The organism is Catellatospora aurea, assembly GCF_042663325.1.
Lineage (GTDB): Bacteria > Actinomycetota > Actinomycetes > Mycobacteriales > Micromonosporaceae > Catellatospora > Catellatospora aurea.
Genome location: NZ_JBHTAC010000003.1, coordinates 220,593 through 237,852, shown reverse-complemented (window position 1 = coordinate 237,852; position 17,260 = coordinate 220,593). Strand labels below are relative to the sequence as shown.

Sequence of the window (17,260 nt, the reverse complement as noted above, 5' to 3'; positions counted from 1 at the left end):
GACGCGCGTGGCGTCCGGCCCGGTTCGGCTACGTCAGTTGCTCAGCTCGCCTGTCTGCGGTGGGTGTCGAGCTGCTCCACCAGCGCGACCAGCTTCTCGAACGGCATCCTGACCACGGGGCTGAACAGGTTGCGACTGACGCCGACGCTGGTGGGAATCTGGGTGCCGTCCAGCAGCTCCACCCAGAGCAGCCGCTTACCGGCCTTGCCGGGCTCCGGGCGCAGGGTGAACTCGCGCACCCGGTTCAGGGGGACGACCGAGCTGCCCAGCCCGAGCCGCAGCACCAGCTGGTCGCCCACCAGGTAGATGCCCTGGCGCGTCCCCGCGTAGGCGGCACCGAAGATGATCAGTAGCGGGATCAGCCGCGGTTCGGCGTAGCGACCCGCGGCGAGCGCCTCGACGACCAGCGCCCCGCAGATCACGACCAGGACGAGGTAGAGCGGACCGAGGGCGGGCAGCGGGGTGAGGCGCTTCGAGCGGCGTACGGAGACGGAGGGCACCGGCGCATTCTGCCCGGTCACCGGCCGGCCCGTCTCCCCCACTTTCGGTTGATCATGCGCGCCTCACCGGCGTGACCGTCGCGGCTCAGCCGTAGGCGGGCCGCGACGCCGACACGCGCAGCGCGGTCTGCGACTTCGTGTGCCGGAAGAGTCTCGGGATCACCCGGTGCAGGTCCAGGAAGGTCGGCCAGCGCGTCACGGCCGTCGCGGCATCCGAGGCGGCGACTTTGCTCGACAGTTCCAGGACCGGTTCGGCCGGGAACTCCCACAGCTGCAGCGCCAGCGGCTGCTGCCAGCCGCGCGCCGTGCCGGCCAGCCGCCGCACCCGCACGGGGCCGAACAGCGACAGCCCGTCCAGGCTCACCCCGCAGGGCGCGTACGCCTGGAACAACCGCCGCTGCCGTGGCGTGAACAGCCCGCCCGGCGCGGTACGCCCGGACACGGCAGCGGCGACGGTAGCCCCGGCGAGTCGCGTCTTCAGCGACGCCGAGCAGACGAATCCGTGGGAGGCCATGTCCAGCTCCACGTTGAAGCCCTTGCGGCGGCGCAGTTCCGGATCGAGCGCGGCCGGATCGGCCGGGCGGATACGCACCGTCGTGTCGGCTCCGGCGTCGCCCGTCCGGCGGATCCGGACGATCACCCCGGCCGCCTCCAGCGCCAGAGCGGGCGTGTCCAGGTAGTAGACGTGCCGGGTCGACGCGTCGGCGAGGTCGAAGCCGAGCGAGCGCGCGGCCGCCCGGCCCTCCGCCTCGGTCAGCACGGCCTTCAGCTCGACCGTGTCGCACGCGTCGAGGTACGCCGGGACGTCCGGGACGGCGTAACGACCACTCAGGGGCAGTCGGATTTCAGGGGTCACGTGTGATCGCAACGAGCGCGCCCCGATCCCGGTTACCGCGCATCCGGCCGGTCCCACTTTCGGCGCACCGCCCGGGGCCTATCCGTGCGCCGCGTTGTGCTTCGCGACCAGGCCCGGAGGCTCGTCCAGCGCGTCGATGCGGAACAGGGCCTGCTCGGCCACGGCCGGGAGGTCGAGGATGTGCCCCCACGGGCCGCGCCGGATCAGGCAGGTCTTCAGGCCCACGGCCACGGCCGGGCGCACATCGTTGTCGGGCCGGTCGCCGACGTACAGGATCGTCGAGGCGTCGCCGCCGCCTGCGCGTACGACGTGCTCGAAGAAGGCCGGCGCCGGTTTCGCCACGCCCCAGCCCTCCGACGTGCCGATCACGTCCACGGGCAGACCGAGATCGTGCAGGAGCGTCTCGGCCTGGGCCGGCTGGTTGCCCGCCAGGCCGACGAGCAGGCCCTGGTCCTTCAAGGCGGCCAGGCACGACCGCGCGTCGGGGTAGAGGTCGTCCTCCCCGAACGATTCGGGCACGCCGGCGGCCGCGCGGCGCTCGCGTTCGGCCACGATGTCGAAGTCGGTCCGGAAGGCCCGGAACGTCTCCTGATAGTCGAGCCCTCGGGCGATCACCGCGCCGAGCACCGCCGACATGGTGTGCCGTGGCACGCCGAGCCAGTCCGCCCAGGTGTGGAACTCGTACGACTCGTCGAGGATCGTTCCGCCGACGTCGAAGAACACCACGTCGATCACCAACGTGCCTCCGTCCGGGTCGCGCCGACAGTGGATCATAGAATGGGCCGTCAATGCCTCATTCGTGATCACTGTGGCGCGACCCGGCGGCCGCGGTCACTGGTAGCTGGGGTCGGCCCACCGTCCGATGGAGCGCGAGCGCACGGGCTCGACGAAGCGGGGCGCGGCGCTGTGCGGGTAGCCCTCGCCCCAGTTCGTGGCGTCGCCCTGCATCACCACGCGGGCGTTGTCGGTGTACCAGTCGACGAGGTCGCTGTCGGAGCGCACGATCCAGGTGCAGCCGGTCTCGGCGTCGGCGGTGAAGTCGCCGTGGCGGATCAGCGGCGGCCGCCAGAAGTAGGCGCCGGGCCACATCTTGCCGTAGTTGTAGTCGAACCCGCCGTCCAGGCAGTACGCCTCCTCGCTGCACGGGTGGTGGGCCATCGGCACCTCGCGCCAGCCCGGCTTGGCCTTGATGAGGCGCGTGTAGAAGCCGGTCTTCGCGTCGCGGTGCAGGAGTTTGATGTAGAGGCCGGGCACGGGCGTGCCGCCGAGGTCGAAGCGCATCGGGCTGCCGTCCTTGACGTCGATCCACGGCATCTGCGCGGTGTCCAGGACGATCAGTTCCTGGTCGGCGCGGACCGTGTCGAGCGAGCTGTCCGCGGGCTCGAAGCTCCAGTCGCCGTGCTCGCGGAACAGCAGGATCTCGGTGCCCGCGGCGACGGTCAGCGGCGGGGTCAGCACGCCCGCGGGCGCGGTCCAGTAGCCCTCGGGGCCGAGCACCGTCTCCCCGATGGTCACCTGTCCCGACAGGACGTACCACTCGGTGTCGGCGCGGTGGATGCCGGCCGGCCGGGACCAGTCGCCGGTGAACCTGACCTTCAGCGACGCCGAGCCGTCCTCCTCGTCGTAGCTGAGGTTGCGCTGCTCGGCAGCGCCCTGCGCGTGCTGGAACTCGGCGATGTGCCAAATCAGGTCGCGTTCGTCGATGAGTTCTACGTGGGGCCGCACCGTGGTCTCCCTTCCCGGAACTGTTTCCAGTACGGAATGTAGCGGTTACCCGTTTCCGAGACAAGGTGTATCGTTAAGACCATGACGCGAACCGGACGCCCCGCGGGGCCGGCTACGGAGACGACCACGGTCGTGCTGACCGCGGCGCTCCAACTGCTGCTGGCCGAAGGAGCCGCCGCGCTGACCCCGCAGCGGCTGCACACGGTCACCGGGGTGTCCCGCTCGACGATCTACCGGCACTGGCCGACCCCGCACGACGTGCTCGCCGCCCTCATCGCCGTGGCCCCGCTCGGCCCGGCCGAACGCTCCGGCGACCTGGCCCACGACCTGCACGCCGAGGTCGACCTGCTGTGCAACCGCCTGCGCGACCGGCCCGTCGCGGCCCTGCTGCAGGCCCTGACCGCCGCGGCCGAGGCCGAGCTGCGCCATCGCTACGTCGGCGACCTGCTCGCCCCGTTCCACGACGTGCTGCGCGCCGCCGGGGTCGCCACCGCACAGCGCGACGACGCGGTCGCCGCGATCGTGTCCCCGCTGCTGGTCGACGCCCTGCTGCTGGACCGGCCGACGGCCCGCACCCGGGCGCACCGCACCGTCGACGAGCTCGCCACCCGGCTGGCCCACGCATGACCAACAACGTGGGCCCCCGCGCGGTCTTCGGGGTGATCGTGCCCAGCACGAACACCGTCGTCGAGCACGACTACTGGACCGCCGGGGTCACCGGAATCGCCTACCGGGCCGGTTCCATGCACATCCCCAACCCCGTCATGGGCGGCGACGAGGACTTCCAGGCGCTGCTGGGCCAGATCCGCGCGTCGATCGACACCGCCGTGCGCGACGTGCTCACCGCCGAACCCGACCGGCTCGTCATGGGCATGTCCGCCGAGACGTTCTGGGGCGGCGTGGCCGGAAACGCCGCCTTCGAGCAGCGCCTGCGGGACCGCAGCGGGCTGCCGGTCACCACCGGGGCGAGCTCGTGCCGGGCCGCGCTGACCGAGCTGGGCTGCCGCCGGATCGCGGTCTTCTCGCCGTACCAGCCGATCGCCGACAAGGAGGTCGGCCGATTCTTCACCGAGGCGGGCTTCGACGTCACCGCGATCACCGGGCTGCGCTGCCCCACCGCCATGGCCATCGCCCGGGTCCCTGCGCAGCGGCTGGACGAGGTCGTGGCCTCGCTCGACGGGCCCGACGTCGACGCGGTCGTCCAGGTCGGCACGAACCTGTCCTTCGTCGCCCAGGCCGACCGGCTCGAAGCCGAGCTGAACAAACCCGTGATCGCCATCAACGCGGCCACGCTGTGGCACGCGCTGCGCGAGCACGGGCTGTCCGACCAGGTCACCGGGTGCGGTCGGCTGCTACGCGAGCACTGACCGGCCGTCAGCCGCCACCCGCACCCTGACAGCTGACGGTCGGGTCCGCGCCCGTGTAGTTGAACGGGCCGGCCAGGATCGTGGCCGCGATCGTCGAGACCTGGTCGCAGTCGGCGGCGCCGCCGGTGAAGTAGTCGCGCTTCGCCCCCGCCATCACCCCGGCGGCCAACCACGCCAGGACCACCACCAGCACGATCCGGCGCATCTGAACCTCCCATGACCAGGCTATTCGATCAGCCAGGCCGGGCGGCCCCAGCCGGTGAACTGCGGTCAGACATCACCGATCGCCCGGTAGGTCCGGTCGGGTCGCCGAGGTGCGACCGGCCGATCCGGACATCGCGACCGTTGCTTGACAGCGCCGACCGCCGGACATAGCCTGCCGTCTAACTGGAAGGTAACTTTACCGTTCCGTTGGAGGGTGTCGTGCATCGTCGTGTCCGGCAAGTTCTGCTCGTCTCCGCCGTCGCCGCCGCCTCCGGGCTCGTCGGCATCATCCAGGCCCCCGCGGCCCACGCCGCCGCCCTGAGCCTCCAGAGCGTCGTGCCCGCACCGGTGTCGGTGCAGCCTGCCACCGGCGTCACCTACACGCTGCCGGCCGCCGCCACGATCCAGACCCCGACGGGCTCGCCGGCCGCCACCGCCGTCGGCACCCACCTCGCCGACCTCCTGCGCCCCTCCACCGGGTACGCGCTGCCCGTCACCACCACCAGCGGCACCCCCACCAGCGGCATCGCGCTGCTGCTGACCGGCGCCGACCCCAGCGTCGGCACCGAGGGCTACCAGCTGGACGTGACCGCGGCACTGATCACCATCCGGGCGCAGACCCCGGCCGGGCTGTTCCACGGCGCGCAGACCCTGCGGCAACTGCTGCCCGCCGCCGTCGAGGCGCGCACCGTCCAGCCCGGACCATGGGAGGTCGCCGGCGGCAGGATCGTCGACTACCCGCGCTACGGCTACCGCGGAGCGATGCTCGACGTGTCACGGCACTTCTTCGGCGTCGACGTCGTCAAGAGGTATCTCGACGAGATCAGCCAGTACAAAATCAACACGCTGCACCTGCACCTGTCCGACGACCAGGGCTGGCGCATCGTCATCGACGCCTGGCCGCGCCTGGCCACCGTCGGCGGCAGCACCCAGGTCGGCGGCGGCGCGGGCGGCTACTACACCAAGGCGCAGTACACCGACCTCGTCAACTACGCCGCCGCCCGGCACATCACCATCGTCCCGGAGATCGACATGCCCGGGCACGTCAACGCCGCCCAGGCCTCGTACGCCGAACTCAACTGCAACGACACCGCCCCGCCGCTGTACACCGGCACCAGCGTCGGGTTCAGCTCGCTGTGCGTCGGCAAGGAGGTCACCTACACCTTCGTGCAGCAGGTCCTCACCGAACTGGCAGCCCTCACCCCCGGCCCCTACCTGCACCTCGGCGGCGACGAGGCCAACAGCACCTCCGACGCCGACTACCGCACCTTCATGAACCGCGTCCAGCCGTACGTCGACGCCCTCGGCAAGACCGTGATGGGCTGGCACCAGGTCGGCCAGGCCGACCACTCCCCCGGCCGGATCGCCCAGTACTGGGGCACCAGCACCTCCGACGCCGACCTGAGCGCCGCGGTGAGCAAGGGCGCCAAGGTCGTGATGTCGCCCGCCAACAAGGCGTACCTCGACATGAAGTACACCAACCAGACCCCGCTCGGCCTCACCTGGGCCGGTCTGATCGAGGTGCAGACCGCCTACAACTGGGACCCCGCCACCCTGCTGCCCGGCGTGCCGGCCGGCGCCATCCTCGGCGTCGAAGCCCCGCTGTGGAGCGAGACCATCACCAAACTCGCCGACATCGAGTACATGGCCTTCCCCCGCCTGCCCGCTCTCGCCGAGCTGGCCTGGTCGCCGCAGTCGGCCCGCAACTGGGACACGTTCAAGACGCGCCTGGGCGCGCAGGGCCCCCGCTGGACAGCTCAGAACATCAACTTCTACCGCTCACCGCAGGTCCCCTGGACGACCCCGCCCGCGACCGGCCGCATCGAGGCCGAGTCCTACACCGCACAGTCGGGTGTGCAGATCGTCGCCGACGCCAACGCCCACGGCGGCAACCGCGTCGGCTACCTCGAAAACGGCGACTGGATCGGATTCTCCGGCGTCAACCCCGCAGGCAAGACCGGCTTCACCGCACGCGTCTCCTCCGGCGGAAACGGCGGCACCCTCCAGATCCGCACCGGCTCAGCCACCGGCCCACTGCTCGGCTCGGTCACCGTCGCCAACACCGGCGGCTGGGGCAACTACACCGACGTCACCACCACCATCGGCACCGGCTCCGGACCGCTGTACCTCGTCTTCACCGGCACCGGCAGCCTCTTCGACATCGACAGCTTCGCCCTGACCGGCACCGCGCCACCGGCGACCCGCGTCGAGGCGGAGTCGTACACCTCGCAGTCCGGGGTGCAGATCGTCGCCGACGCCAACGCCCACGGCGGCAACCGCGTCGGCTACCTCGAAAACGGCGACTGGATCGGATTCTCCGGCGTCAACCCCGCAGGCAAGACCGGCTTCACCGCACGCGTCTCCTCCGGCGGAAACGGCGGCACCCTCCAGATCCGCACCGGCTCAGCCACCGGCCCACTGCTCGGCTCGGTCACCGTCGCCAACACCGGCGGCTGGGGCAACTACACCGACGTCACCACCACCATCGGCACCGGCTCCGGACCGCAGTACCTCGTCTTCACCGGCACCGGCAGCCTCTTCGACATCGACAGCTTCGCGCTCACCTGAGCCGCCTGAGCACCTCGTCACCCCAGCAGCGCGTCACCGGGGCCGCAGACCGGTGACGTGCTGCTGCGGGCGAATCCCGGACGCGGCGAGCGCACCGTCATACGATGGCCCATGTCCATGAGGTCTCCGACGAGGTGAGGACCGGACGTCATGCGTATCGCCGTCGCCGGGGCCACCGGGAACATCGGCTCGCTCACCGTCGCCGCGCTGGAGCGCGCAGGTCACGACGTGGTTCGAATAAGCCGCTCGCTCGGTGTCGACCTGTCGACCGGCGAAGGACTGGACGACGCGCTGACCGGCGTCGAAGCCGTCATCGACACCACCAACGGACCGGCGCGCGACCGCACCGAGACAGTGGACTTCTTCCACACGACCACCGGCAACCTGCTCGCCGCCGAGCAACGCGCCGGAGTCCGCCACCACGTCCTGCTCTCGATCGTCGGCGTCGGCCGCATCGAGGGCAACGCGCACTACGCCGGCAAACGCGAGCAGGAACGCCTCGTCGAGACCGGTCCGGTCCCGTGGACGATCGTCCCGGCCACGCAGTTCCACGACTTCGCCGCGACGGTCGTGGGCTGGACCGAGAAGGACGGGGTCGCACCGGTCCCGCCCCTGCTGATGCAGCCGATCGCCCCCGCCGACATCGCCGACGTGCTCGCCGAGGTCGCCGTCGACGAGCCCCAGGGCCGGCACCGGGACGTCGCCGGACCCGAACCGCAGGACCTCGTGGACATGGCCCGGCGCACCAACGAGGCACGCGGGCGCACCGTGAAACTGGTACCCACCTGGTCGACGGCGCTCACCGTCGAGATGGCCGGCGACGTGCTGCTGCCCGAGAAGAACGCCCGCATCGCCCCGACCACCTTCGACGAATGGCTGCTGGGGCAACGGGACGCGACCTGACCGGCGCGAGACCTATCGGCAACCGCCGACCCCACCACTGGCGTCTACGGTGCATGACTCGCGTTCGCGACGCCGTGCTCGCCGCGCTCTGCGTGGCGGTACTGACCCCGTTGCTGGTGCTGTCGACGGCTGCCGCCGGGTTCGGTCCGCGCCACTGGTCCGGCGTGCCGCTGACTGGGGTGGCGCTCCCGTTGCTCGACGCGCGCCCGACATCATCGGGCACCCGCGTCGCGGCGCTCGACGCGATCACGGAGGAACTGATCGCCACGGAATACCGTGGGTGGACCGCCCTCTACACGGGCACGGACGGCCGCGTCCAGATCGAGACCACCCGGTTGAGCGCTGCCCTGTTCCACGAGCTGGGCGACCGCTTCGGCGGCGACACGGTGGGCCTGGTCTACACCCCGATGACCCCGCCGATGTATCCGGGCGGCCCGGACGGTGGGCACACGGTCGAGACGACCTGGCAGCGCACGGACCCGGTCGGCAGCTGGCTCACGCTGCTGGTCGGCTTTCCCTGGCCGCTCGGCACGGCACTGCTGCTGACCGCGGCCGGATGGGCGCTCGTCCTGCGCCGCCGACGACGCGCGGCGGCTGAGCCTGCCCACGGGGACGGCGACCGCTGACGCATCCGCACCACCCGCCGACAGCCCCGCCGTCACGTCCGTGCACGCCTACCGCCCTCGTCGCCGTCAGCCCTCATCGAGGCAGAGGCAGAACGGATGCCCGGCCGGGTCGAGCAACACGCGTACGTTCGCCCGCGGCGACGCCGCGCCGAGCGAGGCGCCCAGCGCGAGCGCGTCGGCGACCGCGGAGTCGAGGTCGCCGACCTGGAAGTCGAAGTGCATCATCGGCCGCTGCGCACCCTCGACCGGCGGCCACACCGGTGCCCGGTAGTCGGTGGCCTGCTGGAACACCAGGTAGACGGCTCCCTGTGGCGGCGCGACGACCGTCGTGCCCGGCTCCTCGTGGACGATGGGCCAGCCGAGCAGCTCGGCGTAGAACCGTGCCAGCGCCGCGGGGTCGGGAGCTTCGATCGCGGTGCCCCACCACATGCCGGCAGTTCGAGAACGCATCCTCCCATCCTGTCGCCGCGGTCGTGCGGCCGTCCAACCGGCAGGCCGCGGCATATGCTCAAGGGCGTGTCCGACGCTGACGAGCGGCCCGCCCGGGTCGACGACGTGCACGAGCTGGCCCTGGCCATGCCGCACGTGACCGTCGAGTACGGGACCGGCGAGAACCCCGTCTACCAGGTGGGCGGCAAGTCGTTCATCTTCTTCCGCAATCCGCGGCCCGACGCCGTCGACCCCGACACCGGCGAGCGCTACCCCGACGTGATCGTCTTCTGGGTCGGCTCCGACGCCGACAAGCAGGCGATGGTCCAGGACGAGTCCTCGCCGTACTTCACCACCGCGCACTTCAACGGCCACCCGTCGGTGCTGCTGCGGGCCTGCCGGATCGGTGAGATCAGCCGCCGGGAGCTGGCCGAGCTGGTCCAGGACGCGTGGCTGTCGCGCGCTTCGGCCCGCCGGGCGTCCGTGTGGCTCGCCGAGAACCCGCCGGCCTGAACAATCACCGGCGGCTGTGGCCGTACTCTTCCCCGGTGTCCACCACCGTCTTGCGCACCGAGCGGCTCCTGGTCCGGCCGTTCGACCACGCCGACGCCGCGCGCCCCTGAGCCACAGCGGGTTCACCGGGGCCGTTCCGGCTATCGACGCCTGACCGGGTTGCCATCGTCTGTTGCCGTCGAGCCGGGGCGGTAAACCTGTTCGGGGGCAGATTCATCCGAAAGAGTGTCCGTGCTCGTAATACGACGATGGCACCCTTTTCGGATGACTGGATTTCTGAGCCGCGCGCAGCGGCGCGGCATGTGGGCCGCGTTCCTGCTGATGGCAGCGTATGCGCCGTTCACCGCGTGGCTGTCCGATGACGACACCTGGTTCCTGAGCATCGTCGTCGCGGGCCTGGTCGCCACCGTGCTGATCGCCGACGACCACGAGCGCACCTCCCGCCGCGCCAGCCGCGACTGACTTCGCAGGATTCGACGGCACTCGGTTGTCACGACGCGGGGGCCGGGACATCGCCGTCCCGGCCCCCGCGTCCACCCAGCTGTGCCTTACACGGTGCTGCGACCGCGGACACCGGCGAGCAGCGCGACACCCAGCGCGGCCAGACCCACCTGGAAGAGCAGCTCGATCCAGTCGACGCCATCGGTGACGGCCACGCCCACGGCCTGCGCGAGCGCGGTGCCGATCAGTGCGGCGACGATGCCCACCACGATGGTCAGCCAGATCGGCAGGCCCTGACGGCCCGGCACGACCAGCCGGCCGAGCGCGCCGATGATCAGACCCACGATGAGAGCCGAGATGATTCCGGCGACAGTCATGATTCCTCCTTTGCGCATGACATCCACTGCCGCCTGTCTGCCCGCCCACTCGGCCCGGCAAACCACCGCACCGTCTGCTTTGCAGCGGCGAGGCCGGGACCGCCGGGGTCAGCGGGCCTGGACCATGCGTACGGCGAGGTCGGCGTAGAGGGCGCCGATGTCCTCGGGGGCGCGGCGGCCGGAGGTGCGGTACCACCGGGCCACGTCGACGGTGAGGGAGAGCAGGGCCAGGCCGGTGCCGGGGATGTCGGGCACGTCGAAGACGCCCTGCTCGACGCCGTGTTCCAGGGTCGCCCGGACCACCAGGTCCATCTCGTGCCGCAGCGCGGTGATCTCGGTGAGGTGCGCCGGTTCGAGGGCGTTGAGCTCGTACGAGATGACGCGGGCCGGGGTGTGGAACAGGGCGTGCCAGGCGGCGAAGTCGCCGATGACGTCGCGTAGCTGCCGCACGGGGTCGTCGCTGCGGGCGGCGGCGGCGCGCAGGGCGACCAGCGAGTGCCGGTGCCCGACCAGGCAGATGCGGTGCAGCAGCTCCTCCTTGGAGCGGTAGTGCACGTACACCCCGGCGGGGCTCATGCCGACCCGGGTGGCGATGTCGCGGGTGGTGGTGGCGTGGTAGCCGCGTTCGGCGAAGGCCTGGACGGCGGCGATGAGCAGCCGCCGGGCGGGCGCCGGGCTGACGTCGTGCCAGGCCCGTTCCAGCATCGCGACCTCGTCGAGGTCGGCGGCGGCGGTGTTCATCGGGGTCCTCCACGGTTCGGGGTGAAGCGTTGACAGCACCCTTCCATACCGGCATCCTAAGCAAGCGCTTACTTAGTTCGCCAGCCTTCACCGTGGAAGGGTTCACATCATGGCCTTCGCCTCCCTGGACGACGTGCGTGCCGCCGTCGGCACCGTCGTCAACACCAGCGAATGGTTGGAGATCGATCAGAAGCGGGTCGACATGTTCGCCGAGGCCACCGGCGACCTGCAGTGGATCCACACCGACCCGGCCCGGGCCGCCGCGGGCCCGTTCGGCACCACCATCGCGCACGGCTACCTGACGCTGTCGCTGATCCCGTTCCTGGCCGGTGACGCGCTGCGGGTGCCGGGCGTGAAGATGGGCGTCAACTACGGCACCAACAAGGTGCGCTTCCCCGCGCCGGTGCCGGTCGGCTCGCGGGTGCGGGCGACGGTGAAGCTGCTGTCGGTCGACGACGTCGAGGGCGGCGTGCAGCTGACCTCGCAGGTGACCATCGAGCGCGAGGGCGGCGACAAGCCGGTCTGCGTCGCCGAGACCGTGTCGCGGATGTACCTCTGATGGCCGCGACGATGCGGGCCTGGCAGGCCGCCGCCAACGGCGAGCCGGCCGACGTGATGAGCCTGGTCGAGACCCCGGTTCCCACCCCGGGCGCGAACCAGCTGCTGGTACGGGTGCGCGCGTCCGCGCTGAACTTCCCGGACGTGCTGCTGGTCCGGGGGCAGTACCAGGTGCGCCCGCCGCTGCCGTTCACGCCCGGCGTGGAGCTGTGCGGTGAGGTCGTCGCGGTCGGGGCCGAGGTCGCCGGGTTCGCCGAGGGCGACCGGATCATCGGCACCACCGCGCTTCCCTTCGGCGCGCTGGCCGAGTATGCGCTGGTCGAGGCCGCGGACGCGTTCCCCGCCCCGGCCGCGCTGGACGACGTGCAGGCTTCGGCGATGCACATCGCGTACCAGACGGGCTGGTTCTCCCTGCATCGCCGGGCGCGGCTGCAGCCGGGCGAGACGCTGCTGATCCACGCGGGCGCGGGCGGGGTCGGCAGTGCCGCGATCCAGCTCGGCAAGGCCGCGGGCGCGACCGTGATCGCGGTCGTCGGCGGGGCCGCGAAGGCCGAGGTCGCCGCGAAGCTCGGGGCCGACCTCGTGATCGACCGCCGCGAGCAGGACTTCATCGCGGCGGTGAAGGCGGCCACCGGCGGCCGCGGCGCGGACGTGGTCTTCGACCCGGTGGGCGGCGACGCGTACACGGGCTCGGCCAAGTGCGTCGCGTTCGAGGGCCGCATCCTGGTCGTCGGCTTCGCCGGCGGCACCGTGCCGACGCCGGGGCTCAACCACGCCCTGGTGAAGAACTACTCGATCGTCGGCGTGCACTGGGGCCTGTACCGGCAGCTCGATCCGGCGCTGGTCGTGCAGGCGCACGAGACGCTGTGCGGCCTGGCCGCCGACGGCGTCGTGCAGCCGCTGATCGGCGGCGTAATCGGCCTCGCCGAGGCCGTGGACGGACTGACCCGCCTCGGCGCGGGCGAGACCGTCGGCCGCCTGGTGGTGCGACCGTGAGCGAGCGCAGCGAGCGAACCAGTGGCCCCGCCTGTCACGACGGAGCCGAGCGCAGCGAGGTGACGGCGTGACGGATCCCAAAGGTCTCGACCTGTCCGCACTGCGGTCCTTCCTGGACCGTGCGCGGCCGGGACTGGTCAGGGGGGACCTGACCGGCGAGCTGATCCCGGGCGGTAAGTCCAATCTGACCTACCGGGTCGCCGACGACGCGCAGCGCTGGGTGGTCCGCCGCCCGCCGCTCGGGCACGTGCTGTCCACCGCCCACGACATGTCCCGGGAGTACCGGGTGATCTCGGCGCTGGGCGGGACCCGGGTGCCGGTGCCGGGCACCGTCGCGCTGTGCGAGGACCCCGAGGTGATCGGGGCGCCGTTCTACGTGATGGAGCACGTGGACGGGACGGTGTGGCGTACCGCGGGGCAGACCGCGACGCTGGGGGCCGAGCGCGTCGCCTCGCTGTCGCTGGCGCTGATGGACGTGCTCGCCGACCTGCACGCGGTCGACCCGGCGGCGGTCGGCCTCGGCGACTTCGGCAAGCCGGAGGGATACCTGGCCCGGCAGCTGCGCCGCTGGAGCACCCAGTTGCAGCACTCGCACAACCGCGAGCTGCCCGGCCTGGCCGAGCTGCACGACGATCTGGTGGCGCGCATGCCCGCGCAGGCCGCGCAGGTGTCGATCCTGCACGGCGACTACCGGCTCGACAACTGCATCGTCGGACCCGGCGACCAGATCGTCGCGGTGCTCGACTGGGAGATGGCCACCATCGGCGACCCGCTGGCCGACCTGGGCCTGTTCCTGTGCTACTGGCGCATGTGGACCGAACCGGTGATGGACGGCCTGTTCGGCGAGGCTCCCCCGGCGGGGGTCTTTCCGACGTCGGCGCAGATGGCGGCCCGCTACGCCGCCCGGCGCGGCGCGGACCTGTCGGAACTGCCCTGGTACGTCGCGTTCGCGCACTACAAGCTCGTCGGCATCCTCGAAGGAATCCACTACCGGTACCTCGCCGGGCAGACGGTCGGCGAAGGCTTCGACCGGGTCGGCGCGATGGTCCCGCATCTGATCAAGCTCGGTCACCGCACGCTGCAGGAGGCGTAAGACCATGGAATTCTCGTACGACGAGCGCACCGAGCAGCTGCGCGCGGAGCTGCTCGACTTCATGGAGCAGCACGTGTACCCGGCCGAGGCCGTCGCCGAGCACCAGCTCGGCGAGATCGCGCCGTGGACCACGCCGCCGGTCATGGAGGAGCTGAAGACCGAGGCCCGCAAGCGCGGCCTGTGGAACCTGTTCCTCCCGCACCACCCGCTGGGTGCGGGGCTGAGCAACCTGCAGTACGCGCCGCTGGCGGAGATCACCGGTCGCAGCCCGCACCTGGCCCCGGAGTCGATCAACTGCAACGCCCCGGACACCGGCAACATGGAGGTGCTGACCATGTTCGGCACCGCCGAGCAGCAGGACCGCTGGCTCAAGCCGCTGCTCGCCGGGGAGATCCGTTCGGCGTTCTGCATGACCGAGCCCGAGGTGGCCTCGTCCGACGCCACCAACATCACCACCCGCATCGAGCGCGACGGCGACTCCTACGTCGTCAACGGGCGCAAGTGGTGGTCGTCGGGCGCGATGAACCCGCGCTGCGAGATCTTCATCGTGATGGGCAAGACCGACCCGACGGCCGACCGGCACCGCCAGCAGAGCCAGATCCTGGTGCCCCGGGACACCCCCGGCATCGAGATCAAGCGCGGCATGCACGTGTTCGGCTACGACGACGGCTGGCACGGCGGCCACGCCGAGATCACCTTCACCGACGTCCGCGTGCCCGCCGCGAACCTGATCGCGGGCGAGGGCGAAGGCTTCGCGATCGCGCAGGCGCGGCTCGGCCCGGGGCGCATCCACCACTGCATGCGGCTGATCGGCATGGCCGAGCGGGCCCTGGAGCTGATGTGCCGGCGGGCCACCGAGCGGGTCGCGTTCGGCAAGCCGCTGTCGGCGCAGGGCGTCGTCGGCGAGTGGATCGCCGAGGCCCGGGTCCGCATCGAACAGGCCCGCCTGCTGGTGCTGAAGACCGCCTGGCTGATGGACACCGTCGGTAACAAGGGCGCGCACACCGAGATCCAGGCGATCAAGATCGTCGTGCCGGAGATGGCCGGCTGGGTGATCGACAAGGCGATCCAGGTGCACGGCGGCGGCGGTGTCAGCCAGGACTTCCCGCTCGCGCACATGTGGGCCGCCGCGCGTACGCTGCGCCTGGCCGACGGCCCCGACGAGGTGCACAAGGCCTCACTGGCCAAGCGGGAACTGCGCAAGTACAGCGCGGAGCGGAGCTGACCTTGAAAAGTGCGTACGCCGACCTCGGCGGGCCCGTGCACCACATCGACTTCGGCGGGCCGGCCGACGCGCCGCCCGTCGTGCTGGTGCACGGGTTGGGCGGCTCGCACCTGAACTGGACGCGGCTCGCACCGCTGCTGACGCCGTACGCCCGGGTGAGTGCTCTTGATCTGGCGGGGTTCGGCCGCACGGGCGCGGCGGCCGGGCCGACCACGGTCACCGCCAACGCCGAACTGCTGCGGCGTTACGTCACCGAGGTCGTCGGCGAGCCCGCAGTGCTGGTCGGCAACTCGATGGGCGGCATGATCTCCACGCTGACCGCGGCGGCCACCCCGGACGCGGTACGCGGCCTGGCCCTGGTCGACCCGAGCGTGCCGCTCGCCCCGAACGTCAAGATCGATCCGGAGATCCGGCGGCTGTTCCTGGTCAATCTCATCCCGGGCGTCGCCGGCTGGGCCATGCGCCGCCGCCTGGCCACCGTGCCCGCCCGGCGACGCATCGAAGAGACCCTGGCCATGACCTGCGCCGACGCGTCCCGGGTGCCCGAGCAGATCATCGTCGACGCGGTCGCGCTCGACGAGGAGATGACCGCCGCCAACCCGCGCCGCGACCTGGCCTACCTGGGCGCGAGCCGCTCCCTGCTGCGCCTGCTGGCCCGCCCCGACGGCTACTGGCGTGCCATGGCGTCCCTGCCCATGCCGGTCCTGCTCGCCCACGGCGTGCACGACCGGCACGTCCCCATCGGCTCTGCCCGCGCCGTCGCCGCCCGCCTGCCCCACTGGACCTACGTCGAACTCGACTCCGGCCACGTCCCCCAACTCGAACACCCCCAAGAACTCACCGACCACCTCCTCCCCTGGCTCCACACCCTGAAGTAGCCAGAGGAAGGGCACCTTCACATCGCTATCCGTTGTGGAAGGTGCCCTTCCACACCCGTACGCTGGTCGCTCAGCGGGTTGGCTGGTGGGGGGTGTCGGGGGGCGGGGCGGCGGAGGCGGCGGCCTGCTGTGCCGCTTCGGCGCCCAGCCGCAGCCCGAGCTGGAAGCGGTTGGTCACCTGATACCGCTCCATCAGGCCGGCCACGGTGTAGGCGATCGTCCGCATGCTCAGGTCGAGTCTCGTGGTGATGGCCGCGTCGGTATGGCCGTCGGCCAGCAGCACCACGATGGCGCTCTCCCGCGGCGAGAGGCCTTTCGGCGGCATCCACATCCGGGGCGGCTTGGACATCTCCCAGTGCTGGTAGAACATGGCGATCAGATCGCTCACCGCCTGAGCCGCCGTGATCTCCCAGTAGCCCTTGCTGCGGTCGGCCGGATCGACCACGATGAAGGCGCTCCGGCGGTCGAAGACGAACAGTTTCATCGGCATGGTCGGCAACTCGCGATACCGTGCGCCGCGGGCCCGCGACTCCGCCGAGTACCAGGCCGAATCGTCCCCGGCCGAGGCCGGGATGCCGAGGATCAGCCGAGTGACACCACCCCGGGCTGACACCTTGCGCATCTGCTGGGAGCTCTCCTTGAGCTCGGCGGTGTTGAACGCCGGCTCGGGATTCATGGTCAGGGTCTCGTGGTGCGCCGACTGCAGCACCGTGGACAGCCGCGCCCGGGTGCGGACCATCCCGTCCAGCCGGTGCACCTCGTCACGTGGCAGCCGGCTCAGGTCACCGACCGCCGGCGGGTGGGCGATCCGCGTCAGCCGCAACTGCAGGCGGTGCTGGGCCAGCATGCTGCGCTGATGCCGATCCCGCAGCACGGCGACGACCTGGGCGGGGTCATGGCCGGTCCAGGTGCGGTCGTCACCGCCGGCCGGACCGTCCGGCGACGCGGCCCCGAGCGCGGCCAGTTCGTCCAGTGCGACCCGCACCTGTGGCGCCCTCAGATCCAGGGACTGGCTTATGTAGTTCACGGTCCGAGGCCCGAACGCGACCAGCAAGCGGTAGATGAGATCCGCGTGCGGTGCGACCCCCCACCTCATCAAGGAGGGCACGACAGCTGCCTGCGGCAAGATTCCTTCCCCCGTTCACGCCAGTGCCACGCGGCCATCAGCGCGGCATGGAGATCCAATCGCGACGGCGAGGGGAAGGCAAGACCATCGGGGCCCGCGTGCGTCGAACAGGCCCGGCGCGGCGGGCAACCGCG

At 71.3% G+C, this 17,260-nt stretch carries 21 protein-coding genes; 12 read left to right on the top strand and 9 right to left on the bottom strand.

The window, feature by feature from the left end; all coding sequences use genetic code 11:
- Positions 1–41: 41 nt before the first annotated feature.
- The 4 genes from ACFQO7_RS04690 to ACFQO7_RS04675 all read right to left on the bottom strand — a co-directional run bounded on the left by ACFQO7_RS04690 (position 42) and on the right by ACFQO7_RS04675 (position 3,081).
- The gene (locus tag ACFQO7_RS04690; RefSeq protein ID WP_376805215.1) at positions 42–500 is read right to left on the bottom strand and encodes a hypothetical protein; all 459 of its coding nucleotides are present in this window, start codon (positions 498–500) and stop codon (positions 42–44) included.
- 85 nt (positions 501–585) lie between these two features.
- The gene (locus ACFQO7_RS04685) at positions 586–1,356 is read right to left on the bottom strand and encodes a CYTH domain-containing protein (protein WP_376805214.1); all 771 of its coding nucleotides are present in this window, start codon (positions 1,354–1,356) and stop codon (positions 586–588) included.
- A 78-nt stretch (positions 1,357–1,434) separates the two neighbouring features.
- Positions 1,435–2,091: an HAD family hydrolase gene (locus tag ACFQO7_RS04680; protein WP_376805324.1), complete on the bottom strand. Its 657-nt coding sequence runs from the start codon at positions 2,089–2,091 to the stop codon at positions 1,435–1,437.
- A 96-nt stretch (positions 2,092–2,187) separates the two neighbouring features.
- Positions 2,188–3,081 (bottom strand): DUF4437 domain-containing protein, encoded by an 894-nt coding sequence (locus tag ACFQO7_RS04675; RefSeq protein ID WP_376805213.1) that lies wholly within the window; start codon positions 3,079–3,081, stop codon positions 2,188–2,190.
- A gap of 81 nt (positions 3,082–3,162) precedes the next feature.
- Here ACFQO7_RS04675 and ACFQO7_RS04670 point away from each other — a divergent pair, with 81 nt between their 5' ends.
- Positions 3,163–3,708 (top strand): TetR family transcriptional regulator, encoded by a 546-nt coding sequence (locus ACFQO7_RS04670; RefSeq protein WP_376805212.1) that lies wholly within the window; start codon positions 3,163–3,165, stop codon positions 3,706–3,708.
- Positions 3,705–4,448, top strand: coding sequence for a maleate cis-trans isomerase family protein (locus ACFQO7_RS04665; RefSeq protein WP_376805211.1), 744 nt, complete (start codon positions 3,705–3,707; stop codon positions 4,446–4,448). Before ACFQO7_RS04670 ends, ACFQO7_RS04665 begins: the two co-directional genes overlap by 4 nt.
- Positions 4,449–4,455: 7 nt before the next feature.
- On the opposite strand, the gene ACFQO7_RS04660 is transcribed toward ACFQO7_RS04665, so the two are convergent.
- Entirely contained in the window at positions 4,456–4,653 is a 198-nt protein-coding gene (locus tag ACFQO7_RS04660) for a hypothetical protein (RefSeq protein ID WP_376805210.1), read from the bottom strand.
- Positions 4,654–4,871: 218 nt separating this feature from the next.
- Between ACFQO7_RS04660 and ACFQO7_RS04655 the strand changes: the two genes are divergently transcribed.
- From ACFQO7_RS04655 to ACFQO7_RS04645, 3 genes are all read left to right on the top strand, one after another.
- Positions 4,872–7,220: a family 20 glycosylhydrolase gene (locus tag ACFQO7_RS04655; protein ID WP_376805209.1), complete on the top strand. Its 2,349-nt coding sequence runs from the start codon at positions 4,872–4,874 to the stop codon at positions 7,218–7,220.
- Positions 7,221–7,370: 150 nt separating this feature from the next.
- Positions 7,371–8,123 (top strand): SDR family oxidoreductase, encoded by a 753-nt coding sequence (locus ACFQO7_RS04650; RefSeq protein WP_376805208.1) that lies wholly within the window; start codon positions 7,371–7,373, stop codon positions 8,121–8,123.
- Positions 8,124–8,176: 53 nt separating this feature from the next.
- Positions 8,177–8,749 (top strand): hypothetical protein, encoded by a 573-nt coding sequence (locus ACFQO7_RS04645; protein ID WP_376805207.1) that lies wholly within the window; start codon positions 8,177–8,179, stop codon positions 8,747–8,749.
- A 66-nt stretch (positions 8,750–8,815) separates the two neighbouring features.
- On the opposite strand, the gene ACFQO7_RS04640 is transcribed toward ACFQO7_RS04645, so the two are convergent.
- Entirely contained in the window at positions 8,816–9,199 is a 384-nt protein-coding gene (locus ACFQO7_RS04640) for a VOC family protein (RefSeq protein WP_376805206.1), read from the bottom strand.
- Between the two features lie 66 nt (positions 9,200–9,265).
- Between ACFQO7_RS04640 and ACFQO7_RS04635 the strand changes: the two genes are divergently transcribed.
- Both ACFQO7_RS04635 and ACFQO7_RS04630 read left to right on the top strand, forming a co-directional pair.
- A complete protein-coding gene (locus tag ACFQO7_RS04635) occupies positions 9,266–9,691 on the top strand; it encodes an MmcQ/YjbR family DNA-binding protein (RefSeq protein WP_361042600.1) in 426 nt (141 codons plus the stop codon).
- A 264-nt stretch (positions 9,692–9,955) separates the two neighbouring features.
- Positions 9,956–10,153 carry a hypothetical protein gene (locus tag ACFQO7_RS04630; RefSeq protein ID WP_360527612.1) on the top strand — a complete coding sequence of 66 codons (198 nt, stop codon included), beginning with the start codon at positions 9,956–9,958 and terminating at the stop codon, positions 10,151–10,153.
- Between the two features lie 86 nt (positions 10,154–10,239).
- On the opposite strand, the gene ACFQO7_RS04625 is transcribed toward ACFQO7_RS04630, so the two are convergent.
- Positions 10,240–10,509 (bottom strand): GlsB/YeaQ/YmgE family stress response membrane protein, encoded by a 270-nt coding sequence (locus ACFQO7_RS04625; RefSeq protein WP_203699596.1) that lies wholly within the window; start codon positions 10,507–10,509, stop codon positions 10,240–10,242.
- A gap of 108 nt (positions 10,510–10,617) precedes the next feature.
- Positions 10,618–11,250 (bottom strand): TetR/AcrR family transcriptional regulator, encoded by a 633-nt coding sequence (locus tag ACFQO7_RS04620; RefSeq protein WP_376805205.1) that lies wholly within the window; start codon positions 11,248–11,250, stop codon positions 10,618–10,620.
- 109 nt (positions 11,251–11,359) lie between these two features.
- Between ACFQO7_RS04620 and ACFQO7_RS04615 the strand changes: the two genes are divergently transcribed.
- The 5 genes from ACFQO7_RS04615 (at position 11,360) to ACFQO7_RS04595 (ending at position 16,000) form a co-directional block, all read left to right on the top strand.
- Entirely contained in the window at positions 11,360–11,809 is a 450-nt protein-coding gene (locus ACFQO7_RS04615) for a MaoC family dehydratase (protein WP_360527603.1), read from the top strand.
- Positions 11,809–12,804 (top strand): NADPH:quinone oxidoreductase family protein, encoded by a 996-nt coding sequence (locus ACFQO7_RS04610; RefSeq protein ID WP_376805204.1) that lies wholly within the window; start codon positions 11,809–11,811, stop codon positions 12,802–12,804. Before ACFQO7_RS04615 ends, ACFQO7_RS04610 begins: the two co-directional genes overlap by 1 nt.
- 67 nt (positions 12,805–12,871) lie before the next feature.
- On the top strand, positions 12,872–13,897 hold the full coding sequence (locus ACFQO7_RS04605; RefSeq protein ID WP_376805203.1) for a phosphotransferase family protein: 1,026 nt from the start codon (positions 12,872–12,874) through the stop codon (positions 13,895–13,897).
- A gap of 4 nt (positions 13,898–13,901) precedes the next feature.
- The gene (locus ACFQO7_RS04600) at positions 13,902–15,122 is read left to right on the top strand and encodes an acyl-CoA dehydrogenase family protein (RefSeq protein ID WP_376805202.1); all 1,221 of its coding nucleotides are present in this window, start codon (positions 13,902–13,904) and stop codon (positions 15,120–15,122) included.
- A 2-nt stretch (positions 15,123–15,124) separates the two neighbouring features.
- On the top strand, positions 15,125–16,000 hold the full coding sequence (locus ACFQO7_RS04595; RefSeq protein WP_376805201.1) for an alpha/beta fold hydrolase: 876 nt from the start codon (positions 15,125–15,127) through the stop codon (positions 15,998–16,000).
- A gap of 70 nt (positions 16,001–16,070) precedes the next feature.
- Here the strand turns inward: ACFQO7_RS04595 and ACFQO7_RS04590 are convergent, their stop codons facing one another.
- Positions 16,071–16,985: a helix-turn-helix transcriptional regulator gene (locus tag ACFQO7_RS04590; protein ID WP_376805200.1), complete on the bottom strand. Its 915-nt coding sequence runs from the start codon at positions 16,983–16,985 to the stop codon at positions 16,071–16,073.
- Positions 16,986–17,260 lie beyond the last annotated feature (275 nt).

Excerpts from the sequence above, each read along its gene's own strand:
- ACFQO7_RS04670 (WP_376805212.1), top strand. The coding sequence starts at position 3,163 with ATGACGCGAACCGGACGCCCCGCGGGGCCGGCTACGGAGACGACCACG.
- ACFQO7_RS04665 (WP_376805211.1), top strand. The coding sequence starts at position 3,705 with ATGACCAACAACGTGGGCCCCCGCGCGGTCTTCGGGGTGATCGTGCCC.
- ACFQO7_RS04660 (WP_376805210.1), bottom strand. The coding sequence starts at position 4,653 with ATGCGCCGGATCGTGCTGGTGGTGGTCCTGGCGTGGTTGGCCGCCGGG.
- ACFQO7_RS04650 (WP_376805208.1), top strand. The coding sequence starts at position 7,371 with ATGCGTATCGCCGTCGCCGGGGCCACCGGGAACATCGGCTCGCTCACC.
- ACFQO7_RS04645 (WP_376805207.1), top strand. The coding sequence starts at position 8,177 with ATGACTCGCGTTCGCGACGCCGTGCTCGCCGCGCTCTGCGTGGCGGTA.
- ACFQO7_RS04640 (WP_376805206.1), bottom strand. The coding sequence starts at position 9,199 with ATGCGTTCTCGAACTGCCGGCATGTGGTGGGGCACCGCGATCGAAGCT.
- ACFQO7_RS04630 (WP_360527612.1), top strand. The coding sequence starts at position 9,956 with ATGACTGGATTTCTGAGCCGCGCGCAGCGGCGCGGCATGTGGGCCGCG.
- ACFQO7_RS04625 (WP_203699596.1), bottom strand. The coding sequence starts at position 10,509 with ATGACTGTCGCCGGAATCATCTCGGCTCTCATCGTGGGTCTGATCATC.
- ACFQO7_RS04620 (WP_376805205.1), bottom strand. The coding sequence starts at position 11,250 with ATGAACACCGCCGCCGCCGACCTCGACGAGGTCGCGATGCTGGAACGG.
- ACFQO7_RS04615 (WP_360527603.1), top strand. The coding sequence starts at position 11,360 with ATGGCCTTCGCCTCCCTGGACGACGTGCGTGCCGCCGTCGGCACCGTC.
- ACFQO7_RS04610 (WP_376805204.1), top strand. The coding sequence starts at position 11,809 with ATGGCCGCGACGATGCGGGCCTGGCAGGCCGCCGCCAACGGCGAGCCG.
- ACFQO7_RS04600 (WP_376805202.1), top strand. The coding sequence starts at position 13,902 with ATGGAATTCTCGTACGACGAGCGCACCGAGCAGCTGCGCGCGGAGCTG.